Source organism: Arthrobacter sp. BG3 (genome assembly GCF_056680185.1).
This window is the reverse complement of the sequence record NZ_CM155270.1, coordinates 4,199,892-4,215,157: the sequence shown is the minus strand read 5'-3', so window position 1 is coordinate 4,215,157 and position 15,266 is coordinate 4,199,892. Positions and strand designations below refer to the sequence as shown.

General features: G+C 67.9%; 12 protein-coding genes. 6 read left to right on the top strand and 6 right to left on the bottom strand.

What is annotated here, in order from left to right:
* The first annotated feature begins 112 nt into the window (after positions 1-112).
* On the top strand, positions 113-1,813 hold the full coding sequence (locus tag AC1MFL_RS19040) for a GAF domain-containing sensor histidine kinase (protein ID WP_479815574.1): 1,701 nt from the start codon (positions 113-115) through the stop codon (positions 1,811-1,813).
* Positions 1,814-1,843: 30 nt separating this feature from the next.
* Here AC1MFL_RS19040 and AC1MFL_RS19035 read toward each other — a convergent pair whose 3' ends face one another.
* Positions 1,844-2,572: a response regulator gene (locus AC1MFL_RS19035; protein WP_479812001.1), complete on the bottom strand. Its 729-nt coding sequence runs from the start codon at positions 2,570-2,572 to the stop codon at positions 1,844-1,846.
* A gap of 428 nt (positions 2,573-3,000) precedes the next feature.
* Between AC1MFL_RS19035 and AC1MFL_RS19030 the strand changes: the two genes are divergently transcribed.
* Complete coding sequence (locus AC1MFL_RS19030) at positions 3,001-3,453, top strand: universal stress protein (protein ID WP_479811999.1); 453 nt, start codon at positions 3,001-3,003, stop codon at positions 3,451-3,453.
* A gap of 138 nt (positions 3,454-3,591) precedes the next feature.
* Here AC1MFL_RS19030 and AC1MFL_RS19025 read toward each other — a convergent pair whose 3' ends face one another.
* The 3 genes from AC1MFL_RS19025 to glgC all read right to left on the bottom strand — a co-directional run bounded on the left by AC1MFL_RS19025 (position 3,592) and on the right by glgC (position 7,097).
* Positions 3,592-4,062 carry a pyridoxamine 5'-phosphate oxidase family protein gene (locus AC1MFL_RS19025; RefSeq protein ID WP_479811997.1) on the bottom strand — a complete coding sequence of 157 codons (471 nt, stop codon included), beginning with the start codon at positions 4,060-4,062 and terminating at the stop codon, positions 3,592-3,594.
* Between the two features lie 89 nt (positions 4,063-4,151).
* Complete coding sequence (locus AC1MFL_RS19020) at positions 4,152-5,615, bottom strand: SDR family NAD(P)-dependent oxidoreductase (RefSeq protein ID WP_479811995.1); 1,464 nt, start codon at positions 5,613-5,615, stop codon at positions 4,152-4,154.
* A 60-nt stretch (positions 5,616-5,675) separates the two neighbouring features.
* Positions 5,676-7,097, bottom strand: coding sequence for a glucose-1-phosphate adenylyltransferase (glgC, locus tag AC1MFL_RS19015; RefSeq protein WP_479815572.1), 1,422 nt, complete (start codon positions 7,095-7,097; stop codon positions 5,676-5,678).
* A 96-nt stretch (positions 7,098-7,193) separates the two neighbouring features.
* Here glgC and glgA point away from each other — a divergent pair, with 96 nt between their 5' ends.
* Complete coding sequence (gene glgA, locus AC1MFL_RS19010; RefSeq protein ID WP_479811993.1) at positions 7,194-8,399, top strand: glycogen synthase; 1,206 nt, start codon at positions 7,194-7,196, stop codon at positions 8,397-8,399.
* A gap of 106 nt (positions 8,400-8,505) precedes the next feature.
* Here the strand turns inward: glgA and AC1MFL_RS19005 are convergent, their stop codons facing one another.
* Both AC1MFL_RS19005 and AC1MFL_RS19000 read right to left on the bottom strand, forming a co-directional pair.
* Positions 8,506-10,680 (bottom strand): acyl-CoA dehydrogenase family protein, encoded by a 2,175-nt coding sequence (locus AC1MFL_RS19005; protein WP_479811991.1) that lies wholly within the window; start codon positions 10,678-10,680, stop codon positions 8,506-8,508.
* Positions 10,677-11,498, bottom strand: a complete 822-nt coding sequence (locus tag AC1MFL_RS19000; RefSeq protein ID WP_479815570.1) for a TetR family transcriptional regulator — start codon at positions 11,496-11,498, stop codon at positions 10,677-10,679. Before AC1MFL_RS19000 ends, AC1MFL_RS19005 begins: the two co-directional genes overlap by 4 nt.
* A gap of 68 nt (positions 11,499-11,566) precedes the next feature.
* On the opposite strand from AC1MFL_RS19000, the gene AC1MFL_RS18995 reads away from it, so the two are divergent.
* Genes AC1MFL_RS18995 through AC1MFL_RS18985 form a run of 3 tightly spaced genes read left to right on the top strand, consistent with a single transcriptional unit; the run spans position 11,567 to position 15,264 of the window.
* The gene (locus AC1MFL_RS18995) at positions 11,567-13,006 is read left to right on the top strand and encodes an acetyl-CoA C-acetyltransferase (protein ID WP_479811989.1); all 1,440 of its coding nucleotides are present in this window, start codon (positions 11,567-11,569) and stop codon (positions 13,004-13,006) included.
* A 9-nt stretch (positions 13,007-13,015) separates the two neighbouring features.
* A complete protein-coding gene (locus AC1MFL_RS18990) occupies positions 13,016-14,356 on the top strand; it encodes a 3-oxoacyl-ACP reductase (RefSeq protein ID WP_479811987.1) in 1,341 nt (446 codons plus the stop codon).
* Entirely contained in the window at positions 14,353-15,264 is a 912-nt protein-coding gene (locus AC1MFL_RS18985; protein ID WP_479811985.1) for a MaoC/PaaZ C-terminal domain-containing protein, read from the top strand. Before AC1MFL_RS18990 ends, AC1MFL_RS18985 begins: the two co-directional genes overlap by 4 nt.
* Positions 15,265-15,266: the final 2 nt, after the last annotated feature.

Here is a 15,266-nt window from a genome sequence, read left to right as displayed (position 1 = left end):
GGCAATATGGTCCCCGGTCTAGGTCCTTTGCTGCCGCTACGCGGTATTCTGGCAAGACCATCGTCAGTGTCGACGATCGTTGTGTCCGTAGTATCGAATTGGGGCCATGAGCATGCATTCAATGCAGGAACGTCCGGACCAGACCGAAAATGAGCCGCAGCACAAGATCGACAGTGTGCTCAAGGGTTTTGTCTCCAGGGCCGAGGAACTGCTCCAGTCCCAGGAGCGCATGGCGGGGTTGCTTGAAGCGGTAGTCGCAGTCGCTGAGGACCTCAGCCTCGACGCCGTCCTGGAACGCGTTGTGCAGTCCGCCTGCCGGCTGCTCCATGCCCGCTACGGCGCCCTGGGCGTGATCGGTGACGACCTTGCGCTCAGCCATTTCATCACGGTCGGCATTGACGAAGAACTGGCGCACCGGATCGGGCCGCTGCCAACCGGCCACGGCGTCCTGGGCCTGCTGATTTCCGACCCCCGGCCGCTCCGGCTGCATGACCTGCGCACACATGCGGAATCCTACGGCTTCCCGGGAAACCACCCACCCATGCAGTCCTTCCTCGGCGTCCCGGTGCGCGTGCGGGACGTGGTCTTCGGCAACCTCTACCTGACGGAGAAGGAAGACGGCAGCGACTTCACCACCGAGGACGAGGGACTGGCCGTGGCCCTGGCCGCCGCCGCCGGGGTTGCCATTGAAAACGCCCGACTCTACGACGACGCCCGCCGGCGCGCGCGCTGGCTGGAAGCGTGCATGGACGTCTCGGGACTGATGCTCAGCAGCGACCGCGACTACACTTCCGGCGGGCTGGATCCCATCGCAAGCCGGGCGTTGCAGGAGTCAGCCTCGCAGCTGGCACTGCTGGTGGCCCCGGCCGGTGACGGCGCCGGCCATGTTGTCATCGGCGCGGCCGGCAAGCTCAGTTCCCAGTTCTCCGGGCGGTCGCTGGCGATGGACTCACCCGTACTTCAAAGTGTCCTCGACGGCGGCGAGCCGGTGGTCCTGGACAGCGCCTCGGCCCTGTTCGGGGAGATCGACGGCGGGATCACCGGACCGCTGCTGGCGGTGGCGCTGAGCACGCAGGGCGCGGATCACGGGCTCCTCCTGCTGGTCCGGGATCCGGACGCGCTCCGCTACGCGCGGACGGACATCGAAATGGGCGCCGTCTTCGGTTCCCATGTGGCCCTCGCCCTGGAACTCGCCCGGGTCCACCGGCTCCGCGAGGAACTGCTCGTGTTCACGGACCGGGACAGGATCGCCCGCGACCTGCACGACCTCGTGATCCAGCGGCTGTTCGCGGCGGGGCTGAGTGTCCAGAGCCTGACCCGCTTCACCAAGGATGAGCTGGCCACCGAGCGGATCCGCAATATCACCGGCGAGCTGGACGAGGCGATCAGGAGTCTGCGCGACACAATCTACTCGCTCAAGAGCAGCAGCGGCGAAACGGAACTGCTCAGCGGCCGGATCCGGCGGGTGACCCGCAGCTCGGCGAAGTCCATGCCGTTCACTCCGAGGCTGATCATTACCGGGCCGGTGGACGCCGTCACGCCGGACAAGGCGGACAATGTGGTGGCCGTGGTTTCGGAGGGCCTCAGCAACGCCATCCGGCATTCCGGCGCGGACGCCATTTCGGTGTCGGTGGGCGTGGTGAAGGGCAAGGTGACCGTGGTCATCACGGACAACGGTGCGGGCTTCGCCGAACCGGAGAAACGCAGGGGAGTGGCCAACCTGGAGGACCGCGCCCGCATGCTGGACGGGGAATGCACCATCACCAGCGCCCCCGACGCCGGCACAAGCCTCGAGTGGACCGTGCCGCTTTAGCAGCGCGTCCCGGACCGGGACGGAGGCCGGCTAGCGGACCCTGTGGGCCCGGCTGTCTTCGCCATGGCCCCCGGGGGACGCGGGGGAGGAAGGGCCGGCGATGAAGACCGCCGCCTGGGTCCGCCGTTCGAAGCCCAGCTTGGCGAGCAGCGAGGAGACGTAGTTCTTGACAGTTTTCTCTGCGAGGAACATTTCCGCGGCGATCTGGCGGTTCGTGAGCCCGCCGCCCACCAGCTCCAGCACCCGCCGCTCCTGGGGGGTGAGGGCCGAGGTCCGGGGGTCCACTTCGTCGGCCTCGACCAGACTGTCGACGATGCCCGCGGCGACGCCTTCCGCGAAGAGTGACTCACCTTTTGCCGCCCGGCGCAGTGCCCCGATCAGGTCCGTGCCGCCGATTTCCTTCAGGACATAGCCGCTCGCGCCGGCCAGCACGGCCCCGCGCAGCGCCTGCTCGTCGTCAAAGCTTGTCAGGATGATGCAGTTCAGCGAGGGGTCCACCGAGCGTACGTCGCGGCAGACCTCAATTCCGGTCCCGTCCGGCAGCCGGGCGTCGAGGACACAGACATCCGGATGTAGGGCGGGGATGCGGCGGGTCGCCTCGACGGCGGAACCGGAACTTCCCACCACGACGAAGCCCTCGCCCTCGAGGAGCTCCTGAAGTCCGCGCCTGACGAGTTCGTGGTCATCCAGGATGAACACACGGATGACGGTCGGCGCCCCGTCGGGTGCAGCGAGACCTGCGTCTGCCCAGGCAATCATCATTCTCCTGTCCGGCAGCTTGCGCTGCCATTTATGGTGCGGTGCTCCCCAGCCTGCTCAACGGATCCCGGCAGCGGGTCATGCCTGCTGAATCCATTGTCGTTCATTGTCGCCAACGCAATTCCATTTGTCGTTCATTGTTGCTGGCGCAGCTGCCTCCTTCGCCACTCCAGCTGACCCCGTGCTCCCCATTGTCCCCTCATTCGGCCCGGCCGGTCATGCGGCCGTCCGCTCGTGTGGGCCGTCCAGCAGCCGGCTGCGTTACCGACGACTGCAATAATCCTCCCTGCCCGGGGCCCCGACAAGGGTCCTTGGTCCTGCCGGGACAGGAGCCAGCCGTTTCCCCATGACCTTTGGCCCTACCTCATCCCCTGGCCGGAGCGGCATTGTAGGCTGGACGCGCCAGCTGTATGACGAAGGGATCTGCCATGACCGAAGCCAGGGACATCCGGACCATTGTGGTGGGGGTTGATGGTTCCGATGCATCGGTGGAGGCGCTGCGGCTGGCCCAGAGCCTGGCCGTGCCGCTCTCAGCGAAGCTGGTGGCGCTGGCCAGCTGGGACGTTCCTCCGGTCTACGACGGTTATGTTGCCATGGGCATCGACGACTTCGACGTGCGGGCCGGGGAAATCCTGCAGGAGACGGTGGAAAAGGCCTTCGGGGCGGAAAAGCCAGCCAATGTCGAGTCCCGCCTCGTCCAGGGACACCCCCGGCACACCCTGATCGAAGCCAGCCGGGACGCCGACATGCTGGTGGTGGGACGCCGCGGACACGGAGGCTTCGGCGGAATGCTGATCGGCTCCGTCAGCTCGGCCCTGGTGGCCCATGCCCTTTGCCCGGTCCTGGTCGTCCATTCCCCGGCAGCCAAGGCAGACAAGTAGTTCGAAGGCTGCCCGGGCGGTCCGCCCGGGCAGCCCCGATTCGAGCGCTGCCCTCTTCAAAGGATGTTCTATTTCGAGCGCTGCCTATTCGTTCGAGCGCTGCCTATTCGTTCGAGCGCCGCCTATTCGAAGGACGCCCTATTCGAACGACGCCCGACGCGGATCCGAAAGCCGGGTGCTCCACAGGTCCGGGTTGTTGACTGTGAACCGGCGCCCCGTCAGCGCCTTGGGGGAAAGCCTGACGTAGTAGTCCTTGTCTCCCGGCTGCCACGGTTCAAGCAGCAGGGCGTCGACGGTGGCTTTCTCTTCCTTGCTTTCGATCAGCACGGCCTCGCCGCGGGCCACCACGCTCCAGGCCTGCTTTTCGTGGGTGTCGTAGCCGTCGATTTCGAAGGCGACGGGTTTGGCCGTCATCGCCGCCCACAGCTTGGTGCCCCCGGCGGTGCGGAAGACAATCGAGCGGCGCTCCAGCGCAAAGTTCACCGGAAAGATTTCCGGATGGCCGTCCACAATCAGGGCGATGCGCCCCACGACCTCGGTGTCCAGCAGCACCCAGCACTGGTCAATAGACAGCCCGAATTCGGGCGCAGGAGTCGTCTCTGTGTTCATGTGGACCCACGTTACGTTCTGTCCGGTCCCCTCATTAGGGCCATAAGGCCCGTAGCGCGCGCCCGGCGGACTCTGGTAATGGCAGCGGGCTACCAGGGGCTCGGCTTGTAGTCCTTCAGGAAGACGCCGAACTGGTCCTCGCCGGCCTCGCCCATAACGATCGGGTCGTAGACCCGGGCGGCCCCGTCGACGAGGTCCAGGGGAGCGTGGAAGCCCTCCTCCATCAGGCGCACCTTCGTGTAGTGCGGGCGCTCATCCGTGATCCAGCCGGTATCGACGGCGGTCATCAGGATGCCGTCGGCGTCCAGCATCTCCTGGGCGCTGGTCCTGGTCATCATGTTAAGCGCCGCTTTGGCCATGTTGGTGTGCGGGTGGCCGGGGCCCTTGTAGGCGCGCGAGAACTGGCCCTCCATGGCGCTGACGTTCACGATGTACTTCCGCCGCGCGGTTGAGCGTTTCATCGCACCGCGGAGCCGGCTGACCAGCAGGAAGGGGGCGGTGACATTGCACAACTGGACTTCGAGCATTTCGAGGGGATCCACCTCGTCCACCACCTGGGTCCAGCTGTTGATGCTGGCCACGTCCGGAACCAGGCCGCCGGCGTCGATCGCGGTGCCGGACGCGATGCGCTCCAGCGACGCGGAGCCGGTGGACAGCGCCAGCGAGGTGATCGCGTCCCCGGCCAGGACCGGGTGCTCCAGCACGGTGCTCGCCAGGGCCAGCGGGTGCTTGTCGTGGGCGTGGCCGAAGGTCACGAGTTCCGGGCCGCCGTTGGCGGCCTGGAGGGCGGCGGGCAGGGGCTCGTCCTCGGCGTCGACCAGCGGCTTGTAGGCGTTGCCGGAGCGGCGGACGGTCTGGGCTGCGTTGTTGATGATGATGTCGAGCGGGCCCGCGGCGTCCAGGGAATCGGTCAGGGCCATGACCTGGGACGGATCGCGCAGGTCAATGCCGACAATCCGCAGCCGGTGCAGCCAGTCGCCGCTGTCCTCCATGGCGGCGAAGCGCCGGGCGGCGTCCTTCGGGAAGCGGGTTGTGATGGTGGTGTGGGCGCCGTCGCGGAGCAGCCGCAGCGCGATGTACATGCCGATCTTGGCCCGGCCGCCGGTCAGGAGGGCGCTGCGCCCGGTCAGGTCCGTGCGGGCGTCGCGCTTGCTGTGGCTGAAGGCCGCGCAGTCCGGGCAGAGCTGGTGGTAGAACGCGTCCACCTGGGTGTAGTGCTGCTTGCAGACATAGCACGGCCGGGACTTGATCAGGTGCCCGGCGATGCTCCCCGTCGTGGAGGGGGCGAGCTTGTTGCCGCGGGTTTCATCGTCGATCCGGTCCGGGGCCGCCGTCGCGGTCTGGGCGATCACGGCGCGGTCCGCGTCCGCGATCAGATCCCGCTTGCTGACCCGCCGGTGGCGCTTGACGGCCTTGAACATCTTTCCGGTGGCCCGACGCACCGAGACGTAGTCCGGGTGCTCCTCGTCGTAGACGTGGATGGTGTTCAGGACCTTCAGGCAGGCCTGGATTTCCTCGGGTGTCAGATCGGACGGCAGATCGGGGGAGCTCATTGCCCCAATTTTACAGCCTGCGGGGAGCCCGGGCCGACGCCGGGCCCCCGCTGCGGCAGATCAGCCCTGGAGGGCGTTGGTGGACCGTGGGCCCATGACGCCGACGGCGGCGGCCTGGACTTCCGCGACCTTGTCCACGGAATCCCGCAGGGCAGGCCAGTGCTCGGTGGCGGCCCTGACCGCATCCGGCACCAGGATCAGGTTGGCGGCCGACAACTCACGCTCGGCATCGCCGGGCTCCGGAACGAGCTGTCCCTTGGAAAGCACCGTGATGCCGGAATCGGTGACCTTGAAACCGCGGGCCCGGTCCAGTTCGTGGTCGAGGCCGATCGCGGCGCCGGCGGGGACCTTGACGTTCTTGTCGATGATGGCGCGCTTGACGACGGCGCCCGCACCGATGTTGACCTTGTCCATCAGGACGGAGTCGAGCACCCGGCTGGAGGTTCCGACGTAGACGTCATTGGAGAGCACGGAGCCTTCCACGATGCCGCCGGAGATCACGGTGCCGCTGGCGACGATCGAGTCCAGGGCGGTGCCGACGGTGTTCTTCGGGCCACGGACAAACTTGGCCGGCGGGGAGATGCTCTGCCGCGTGTAGATCGGCCACTCCGAGTTGTAGAGGTTGAACACCGGCACGGGCGAGATGAGGTCCATGTGCGCATCGTAGAACGAGTCGATGGTGCCGACGTCGCGCCAGTAGGTGCGGTCGCGTTCGGTGGAGCCGGGGATCTCGTTCAGGGTGAAGTCGTAGACGCCGGCCTCGCCCTTGTCGACGAAGTAGGGAATGATGTCCCCGCCCATGTCGTGCTTGGTGTCCAGCCGCTCGGCATCGACGTGCAGGGCCTCGACGAGCGCGTCGGCATTGAAGACGTAGTTGCCCATGGAGGCGAGGAACTGGCTGGGGTCGGCGGCCAGTCCCGGCGTGGAGGACGGCTTCTCGACGAAGGCCGCGATCTTCTCCGGGTTGTTCTGGTCCACTTCGATGACACCGAACTGGTCCGCCATGTGCAGCGGCTGGCGGACGGCCGCCACCGTGGCCTTGGCGCCGCTGGCGACGTGCTGGTCGACCATCTGCGCGAAGTCCATCCGGTAGACGTGGTCAGCGCCCACGACGACGACGATGTCCGGGTTGGCGTCATGGATCAGGTTCAGGGACTGGTAGATGGCGTTGGCGCTGCCGAGGAACCAGCTCTTGCCCACCCGCTGCTGCGCGGGGACCGAAGCGATGTAGTTGCCCAGTTGCGTGGACATCCGCCAGGTTTCGGAAATGTGGCGGTCCAGGCTGTGCGACTTGTACTGGGTCAGGACGACAATCTGCAGGTAGCGGGAATTGACCAGGTTGGATAACGCAAAGTCAATGAGCCGGTAACTTCCCGCGAACGGCACGCCGGGTTTGGCCCGGTCCGCCGTCAGTGGCATGAGCCGGTTTCCCTCGCCACCTGCGAGGACGATGGCCAGAACTTTTTTATTCGGCATGGTGATCGCTCCTGAACGCCTTTGTACTTCCCCAAAACTGTCCGGCACGCCCGAACGTCTTCACACTAGATCAGTTACACCGTAACGACTACCTTGGGGTTTGTGCGTATAGACATTGTGACTAAAGAATTCCCGCCCGAAATCTATGGCGGCGCCGGGGTCCACGTGGCCGAGCTCAGCAGGGTGCTGGCCCAACACGTGGATCTGCAGGTGCGCGCCTTTGGCGCGCCCCGTGAGCCGGAGTACCACGGTGCCACGGTGACGTCCTACGCCGTGCCCGAGGATCTCGGCGGGGCGAACGCCGCAGTGCAGACCCTGGGGGTTGATTTGCGAATCGTCCCGGACATCGCCGGCGCGGACCTGGTGCACTCCCACACCTGGTACGCCAACATGGCGGGGCACATTGCCTCCCTGCTGCACGGCATTCCGCATGTGCTCAGCGCCCACAGCCTGGAACCGTTGCGTCCGTGGAAGGCCGAGCAGCTCGGCGGCGGCTACGCCCTGTCCTCCTGGGTGGAAAAAACCGCATACGAGGCAGCGGCCGCGATCATCGCCGTGTCCGAGGGCATGCGCCAGGACATCCTGCGCAGCTACCCCGAGGTGGACCCGGCCAAGGTCAAGGTGGTGCACAACGGCATCGATGTCAGCCAGTGGAACCGGGATGAGGGTGATGACATCATCCGCGGACTCGGCATTGATCCGGAGCGGCCCAGCGTTGTCTTCGTGGGCCGGAACACCCGGCAGAAGGGCGTACCGTATCTCCTGCGGGCGGCCGCCAAGCTCCCGGCCGACGTTCAGCTGGTCCTTTGCCTGGGTGCCGCGGACACTCCGGAACTGGCAGCCGAGACGGCCCGCCTGATCGAGGAGCTGCAGAGCCAGCGCAGCGGAGTCATCCTGATCGAGCGGATGCTGCCCCGCAACGAAGTCGTCCAGGTGCTCAGCCACGCGACCGCGTTCGCGTGCCCGTCCATCTACGAGCCGCTGGGCATCGTGAACCTCGAGGCGATGGCCTGCGGCGCTGCCGTAGTGGCCAGCGCCACCGGCGGAATCCCCGAAGTGGTCCAGCACGGCGAGACCGGACTGCTGGTTCCGATCGAGCAGGTCACGGACGGCACGGGCATCCCCCTGGACCCGGAGAAATTCGTCACCGACTTCGCCGAGGCGCTGATCGAGGTGGTGTCCAATCCCGAGCGGGCACGCGCCATGGGTGAGGCCGGCCGGCGCCGGGCTGAGGAGCACTTCTCCTGGGAATCCATCACGGAAACCACCCTCGAGGTCTACCGCTCGGTGCTCCCCGCGGGTTCCTGACGGCCGGCACCGGAAGGGCCGGCACGGAAAAACAGGCACAAAAGAGCAGACGACGACGGCGCCGCCCCGGCCAAGGGGGCGGCGCCGTCGTCGCACTCCGGCAGGGTCAGGCGCCGCGCGCCTTGGACCCGTGTGACCCGTGGCTCTTGCGGGCCAGCAGGATTTTCTCGTCCACCGGGGCGTCGCCGCTGGCCCGCTGCGCGCGGAAGTACCCGCGCGCCTCGTCCTGGCGGACTCTTTCGGCACCCGTGGCGATCTCGGCGCGGAGATGGTCGGGGCCGAACCCGAAGGCGTCCACCAGGTCCAGGGCGTGCGGGCGGATCTTCACAAGCAGACGGTTGATGTAGCCGCCCAGGGTCCGGGCGCGCTGCATCGAGAGCCGGCCGTTCATCAGGTACCAGGACAGGTTTTCCTCGATCAGGGACAGCCCGAAGAGGTCGCGCAGCCAGGTCAGCACCTTCCTGGTTCCCGGGTCGGTGACCTTGGAGAGGGCTGCAGTGAAGGCCTCCCACTGCAGCAGTTCGGCGTGCGCCTGGGCAGCTTCGATGAGTTCATTCTGGTGGCTGTTGAACAGGGCTGCCCCCTGCTGCTGCGGCAGCTTGTTGGCGCCCTTCAGGGCCGAACCGACGTCAGCGACCATGGTCTGCACCCGGTCGGTCAGCAGGGCGCGCTGGCTCGCTTCGTCCTTGATCGCGATGGCCGCCTTCTGCACCGACCCGGTATCGGCCATGAACTGGGCGACGCCGCGCAGGCCGGTCCGGTGGATGGCGGCACCGGTGGCCTGGCCGACCACGTAGCGGGTGAGCACCCCGAAGTTCACGTTCCGGAATTCCTTGGCGTAGTCGGCCAGCAGCCGCTTGGCGACCAGCTGCAGCAGGACGGTGTTGTCACCTTCGAAGGTGGCGTAGACGTCGAGGTCGGCGCGCAGCGAGGCAAAGCGGTTCTCGATCAGGAACCCGGCGCCGCCGCAGGCCTCGCGGCATTCCTGCAGCGTGTCGAGGGCATGCCAGGTGCTGAGCGGTTTGAGGGCCGCGGCGAGGGTCTCCAGGTCCTGGCGGTCCTCGTCCGTGTCGGCGCGGCCGGAGAAGACGTCATCGAATTTCTCCAGGAGCTGTTCGCTCGCGAAACCGGCGGCGTAGGTTCTGGCCAGGCGGGTGAACAGCCGCCGCTGGTGCCGCTGGTAGTCCAGCAGCACTTCCTCGTCGGTCTGCGACGACGCATTGAACTGGCGGCGTTCCGTGGCGTACTGGATCGCCGTTTTCAGGGCCAGCTTCGAGGCGGTGACGGCAGCGCCGTCGAGCGAGACGCGGCCCTGGACCAGGGTGCCGAGCATGGTGAAGAAGCGGCGGCCCGGGCTGGCGATGGGGGAGCTGTAGCTGCCGTCGGCGTCGACGTTGCCGTAGCGGTTCAGCAGGTGGGTGCGCGGGATCCGGACGTGTGTGAAGTGCAGCCGGCCGTTGTCGATGCCGTTCAGTCCGCCCTTGACGCCGTCGTCCTCGCCGCCGATGCCGGGCAGGAACGCCTTCGTTTCAGGATCGCGGAGGTCCATGTAGAAGGCATGGACCCCGTGGTTCACGCCGCCCGTCACGAGCTGGGCGAAGACGACGGCGGCGAGGCCGTCCGTGGCGGCATTCCCGATGTAGTCCTTCCACGCCGCGCGGAACGGCGTGTGCACCACGAATTCCTCGGTCGCCGGATCGTAGGTGGCAGTGGTGGCGATGCTGGCGACGTCCGAGCCGTGCCCGGTCTCGGTCATGGCAAAGCAGCCGGGAATGTCCAGGTTCATGATGCCGGGCAGCCACTTGGCGTGGTGCTCCGCGGTGCCGAGGTGGTTCACGGCAGAGCCGAACAGGCCCCACTGGACTCCGGCCTTGATCTGCAGCGAGGGGTCGGCGATGACGAGTTCCTGGAAGCCGGCCACGTTGCCGCCGTGTTCGTCGGCGCCCCCGACGGACGCGGGGAAGGCGCGGTGCACGGCGCCGTTCTCGACCAGGATCTTCAGCTGGCCGAAGACGCGCTGGCGGTGTTCGGTGTGCGTCAGGCCCTCTGTCTTGTGCAGCTCCGGCCGCGCCGCCAGCGCCCGTGCGGTCCGGCGCGTGTCGGCCCACTTTCCAAGGAGCAGTTCGCCCAGCGCCGCGACGTCGACGACGGGGACCGGCGCTCCGGAGGCGGCCGTTTCGGCAGCTGCCGCTCTGGGAGCTGCCGCTTTGGGGGACGCAGCGCGCGTCTGGGCAGTCTTCTTCGAAGTGGCGCCCGCAGTGCGATCGACTGTTTCGGTCATGTCGTTTCCTTCTCTGGTTCTGACAAGTCGGTAGTGGCGTCGTGGCTGGTTGGAGCCTGGTCCGGCCCCGGGGAGTCCGGCCCCGCGGATGACCGGGCGGGCCGCTCCGGGACGGGGACCGTGCGGAGCTCCGGGGCAATCCCAAGGCACAGCCAGTCGGTAATCTGGCGCGCCATCGCCTCCTGGTCGGGCCTGGCAGGGGAGGCCGGGCTGGCGAGCCATTGTTCGCCGGCGTTCCGGACCAGGCCGATCGCCGCGTTCGGCCAGTAGCCGATCACGGCCTCGCGCCCGGCGGAGTCCCCGAGGTGGCTGCGCATGGGCCGGGCGATCATGTCGCTGATCGCCGCAAAAAAATGACCAAGGGCACCCGCAGTGGCGATGGTTCCGTTGGTGGCGTCCGCCTCCCCGGGGGTGTAGCGCGTGACGAACGTGTACACGTTGGGGCTGGTTTCCGCCATCTGCAGGTAAGCGGAGACCATCGCGAACAGCCCCTCGCGGGGAGTCTGGGCACTCTGGGCGGCTTCCTGGATCCGGCGCTGCATCTGGCTCAGCACCACCTCGCCGACAGCCTGCTGCAGCCCGGCCTTGTCGCCGAAGTAGCGGTAGAACACGGATTTGGAGGTTCCGGCCGCTGCCGCGATCTCCTCCATCGAGGCGTCGCTGCCCAGCGCGTGCACGGCCTTGCGGGCCGACTTGATCAGCTCGCGGCGCCGTTCCTCCCGGTGCGACTGCCAGCGCGAGTCGCGGCCGTCCACGCCGCCGCCACCGGCGGCAGCGGAGCCGGCCGGGTTACCACCGGGAAGACCTGTCTGGGGGATGTTCACGATACCCAGCGTATCAGGTACGCTGGGTATCGGTAACCCGCTTTGATCGAAGGAGACAGCCCATGTCCGTCAACGGACAGTCCGCATCCGGACCAAAGGATTTAACCCCCGCAGCGACCCCCGAGGCAGCGCCTGCTGCCCCGCACGCAGCAGCCGCGCCGGCGGCCCGTCCGGTCGGCGGGAGCGCTGCAGCTCCGGCAGCGGCGCAGCTGCGCAAGGCGGTCATCGTGGGCGGCAACCGCATTCCCTTTGCCCGGACCGGGGGCGCCTATACCAAGTCCTCCAACCAGGACATGCTGACGGCCGCCCTGGACGGGCTGATCGCACGTTTCGGACTGCAGGACGAGCGCATCGGGGAAGTCGGCGCCGGCGCCGTGCTCAAGCACTCCCGTGACTTCAACCTGACGCGTGAAGCCGTGCTCGGCTCCGCCCTGTCCGCTGAAACCCCGGCCTACGATCTGCAGCAGGCCTGCGCCACCGGACTGGAAACGGTCCTCGGCCTGGCCAACAAGATCAAGCTCGGACAGATCGATTCGGCCATCGCCGGCGGCGTCGACTCCGCCTCGGACGCCCCCATCGCCGTGAGCGAGGGCATGCGCGAGGTGCTGCTGGACCTGAACCGTGCCAAGACGATGCCGCAGCGGCTGAAAGTCCTCAGCCGCCTCCGGCCCAAGGACCTCACCCCGGACGCGCCCAACACGGGCGAACCCCGCACCGGCCTGTCCATGGGCGAGCACCAGGCGCTCACCACGGCGCAGTGGAAGGTCACCCGCGAGGCGCAGGATGAGCTGGCCTTCAACAGCCACCGCAATCTGGCAGCCGCCTACGACGCGGGCTTCTTCGATGACCTGCTCACCCCCTACCGCGGACTCACCCGTGACTCCAACCTGAGGGCCGACACCAGCCTCGAAAAACTGGCCACCCTCAAGCCCGTCTTCGGCAAAAACCTGGGCTCGGCGGCGACCATGACGGCCGGCAACTCCACCCCGCTGACCGACGGGGCGTCCACCGTGCTGCTTGCGTCCGAGGAGTGGGCGGACGCCCACGACCTGCCCAAGCTGGCCACCGTCGTCGACGGCGAGGCGGCGGCCGTCGACTTCGTCCACGGCAAGGACGGCCTCCTGATGGCGCCGGCCTTCGCGGTGCCGCGGCTGCTGGCCCGCAACGGGCTCAGCCTGGACGACATCGACTTCTTCGAAATCCATGAGGCCTTCGCCGGAACGGTGCTCAGCACTCTGGCCGCATGGGAGGACGAGGACTTCGGCCGCACCCGGCTGGGCCTGGACGGAGCCTTCGGCAGCATCGACCGCTCCAAGCTCAACGTCAACGGCTCCTCGCTCGCGGCCGGCCACCCCTTCGCAGCCACCGGCGGACGGATCGTCGCCTCGCTCGCCAAAATGCTGCACAGCAGGGGCCGGGTCGACGGCCGCCCCGCCCGCGGACTCATCTCCATCTGCGCCGCAGGCGGCCAGGGCGTCGTCGCTATTCTTGAAGCACACTAGGGGGATCCGATGACTGATATGTACACGCAGCTGGTGAGCAAGGGCCCCGGCAGGGATATCGCCAGGAAGCTTGGGCTGCCCCAGCCGGTGGTGCTGCGCCGCTACCAGCCGGACCAGCCGCTGGTCACCGGACCCGTTCTGGTCCAGGGTGCCGGCTCCGGCGCGGATGAGCTGGCCGCGACCCTGCTGTCCTGGAACCTCGATGTGCGCCGCCACGCGGTGCCGAAGGAAAAACTCGGCGCCATCATCCTTGTGCTGGATGAGCTGGGCCGTCCGGAAGACCTCGCCCGGCCGGTGCTCACCGCAGCCACCTCGCTGCGGGACCTGGCCCCCAATTCCCGCGTGATCACCGTCTCCCGCACCGCCGCTGACATGGCATCCCCGGCCGTTGCGGCCGCCCGCCAGGGGGTGGACGGGCTGCTCCGCTCGCTGGCCAAGGAGCTCCGGGCCGGGGCCACCGGCAACGGCATCCTGCTGGCCGGCGGCGTGCGCACCACCAGCCCCAGCACCCTCGGCGCACTCCGGTTCTTCCTGTCCGGCCGCTCCGCGTTCGTCGACGGTCAATTCCTCACCGTCAGCTCCGCCGAAGGGCAACTGCCGGCCGATGCCGGGAAGCCGCTCGCAGGCAAGGTCGCCGTCGTGACCGGCGCCGCGCGCGGAATCGGCGCGGCGATTGCCCGCACCCTGTACCGCGACGGCGCCACGCTCGTCGTCGTTGACATCCCGGCGGCCGGAGACCACCTCGCCGCGGTGGCCAACGAGGTGCGCGGCACGGCGCTGCAGCTGGACATCAGCCGGACGGATGCCGGGCAGCGGATCATCGACCACGCCGTGGAACGCCACGGGCGGCTGGACATCGTGGTCCACAATGCCGGCATCACCCGGGACAAGCTGCTGGCCAACATGGACGAAGGGCGCTGGACCCCGGTGATCGCGGTCAATATCGCCGCGCAGCTTCGGATCAACGAAGCCCTGCTGGCGTCCGGACACTTCCGGAACTCCCCGCGGATCGTCTCCGTCGCCTCCACCAGCGGCATCGCCGGCAACCGCGGCCAGACCAACTATGCCGCCTCGAAGGGCGGCGTGATGGGCATGGTCCGGGCCACGGCACCGCTGATCGGCACGCACGGCGGCTCCATCAACGCCGTCGCCCCCGGCTTCATCGAAACCGAGATGACCGCGAAGATCCCGTTCGCCACCCGGGAAGTCGCGCGCCGGCTCAACTCCCTGCAACAGGGCGGCCAGCCGGGCGACGTCGCCGAGGCCATCGCGTTCCTGGCCAGTGACGCGGCCGGCGGCATTTCCGGCGAGGTACTGAGGGTCTGCGGGCAGAACCTGGTGGGAGCATGACCCCTTCGCAGCCGGTCATCCTGGGCGAGATGCCGTCGCTGTCGAAGCTGTACCTGAATGCGGCAGCGGCCGCGGCCCGCCGACGGGTACTGGGCACGGACGCGGGCGCCGGACTCCCGGAAACCCGGCATGAGGTCCGCGACGTGAAGGCGGCAGTGGAGAACCTCACGGCGTACCAGCACCTCATCGGCGAGACCGCGAGTGATGTGCTGCCGGCCGGCTTTATCCATGCGCTGGCGTTCCCGCTGGCCATGAGCGTGATGAACCGGGATGATTTCCCGCTGCCCCTGCTGGGGATGATCCACTTGGAAAACCGAGTGGTGCAGTCCGCGCCCAGCCGCTTCACCGAGGCCCTGGACATTCGGGCGTGGGCGGAGAACCTGCGCGGACACCGGTCCGGCAGCCAGCTGGACCTCGTCACCGAGGTGCGCGGGGCGGGGGAGGACGACCTCCGCTGGCGCGGCGTCTCCAGTTATCTGGCGAAGGGCGTGTTCCTGCCGGGGATCGACAAGCCCACCGCTGCTGCGGTCCCGGCGGCTTTTTCGGCGCCGGATCCCACCGCACTGTGGCAGCTGGGTGTGGACACCGGGCGCGCCTACGCGGCCGTGTCCGGCGACTTCAACCCGATCCACCTGAGTGTCCTCTCGGCCAGGGCCCTGGGGCTGCGCCGGTCGATCGCGCACGGCATGTACTTGGCATCGAGGGCGCTGGCGGACGTGGGTACCGCCAAGGGCGACGCGTTCAGCTGGACGGTTGCCTTCGAGGCGCCGGTATTCCTGCCGGCCAGTGTGGCGCTGGACATCAGCACCGTGGAGGGGACCGACGGGGCGTGGGAACGCTCAGACTACGTCGCCTGGAACTCACGGTCCGGACGCAGGCACTTCAGCGGGGCGGTTGCCGCACTGTAGAC

What these genes read in the sequence shown, in the direction of transcription:
- AC1MFL_RS19040 (WP_479815574.1), top strand. Translation starts at nt 113, where the DNA reads ATGCATTCAATGCAGGAACGTCCGGACCAGACCGAAAATGAGCCGCAG.
- AC1MFL_RS19035 (WP_479812001.1), bottom strand. Translation starts at nt 2,572, where the DNA reads ATGATTGCCTGGGCAGACGCAGGTCTCGCTGCACCCGACGGGGCGCCG.
- AC1MFL_RS19030 (WP_479811999.1), top strand. Translation starts at nt 3,001, where the DNA reads ATGACCGAAGCCAGGGACATCCGGACCATTGTGGTGGGGGTTGATGGT.
- AC1MFL_RS19025 (WP_479811997.1), bottom strand. Translation starts at nt 4,062, where the DNA reads ATGAACACAGAGACGACTCCTGCGCCCGAATTCGGGCTGTCTATTGAC.
- AC1MFL_RS19020 (WP_479811995.1), bottom strand. Translation starts at nt 5,615, where the DNA reads ATGAGCTCCCCCGATCTGCCGTCCGATCTGACACCCGAGGAAATCCAG.
- AC1MFL_RS19005 (WP_479811991.1), bottom strand. Translation starts at nt 10,680, where the DNA reads ATGACCGAAACAGTCGATCGCACTGCGGGCGCCACTTCGAAGAAGACT.
- AC1MFL_RS18995 (WP_479811989.1), top strand. Translation starts at nt 11,567, where the DNA reads ATGTCCGTCAACGGACAGTCCGCATCCGGACCAAAGGATTTAACCCCC.
- AC1MFL_RS18990 (WP_479811987.1), top strand. Translation starts at nt 13,016, where the DNA reads ATGACTGATATGTACACGCAGCTGGTGAGCAAGGGCCCCGGCAGGGAT.
- AC1MFL_RS18985 (WP_479811985.1), top strand. Translation starts at nt 14,353, where the DNA reads ATGACCCCTTCGCAGCCGGTCATCCTGGGCGAGATGCCGTCGCTGTCG.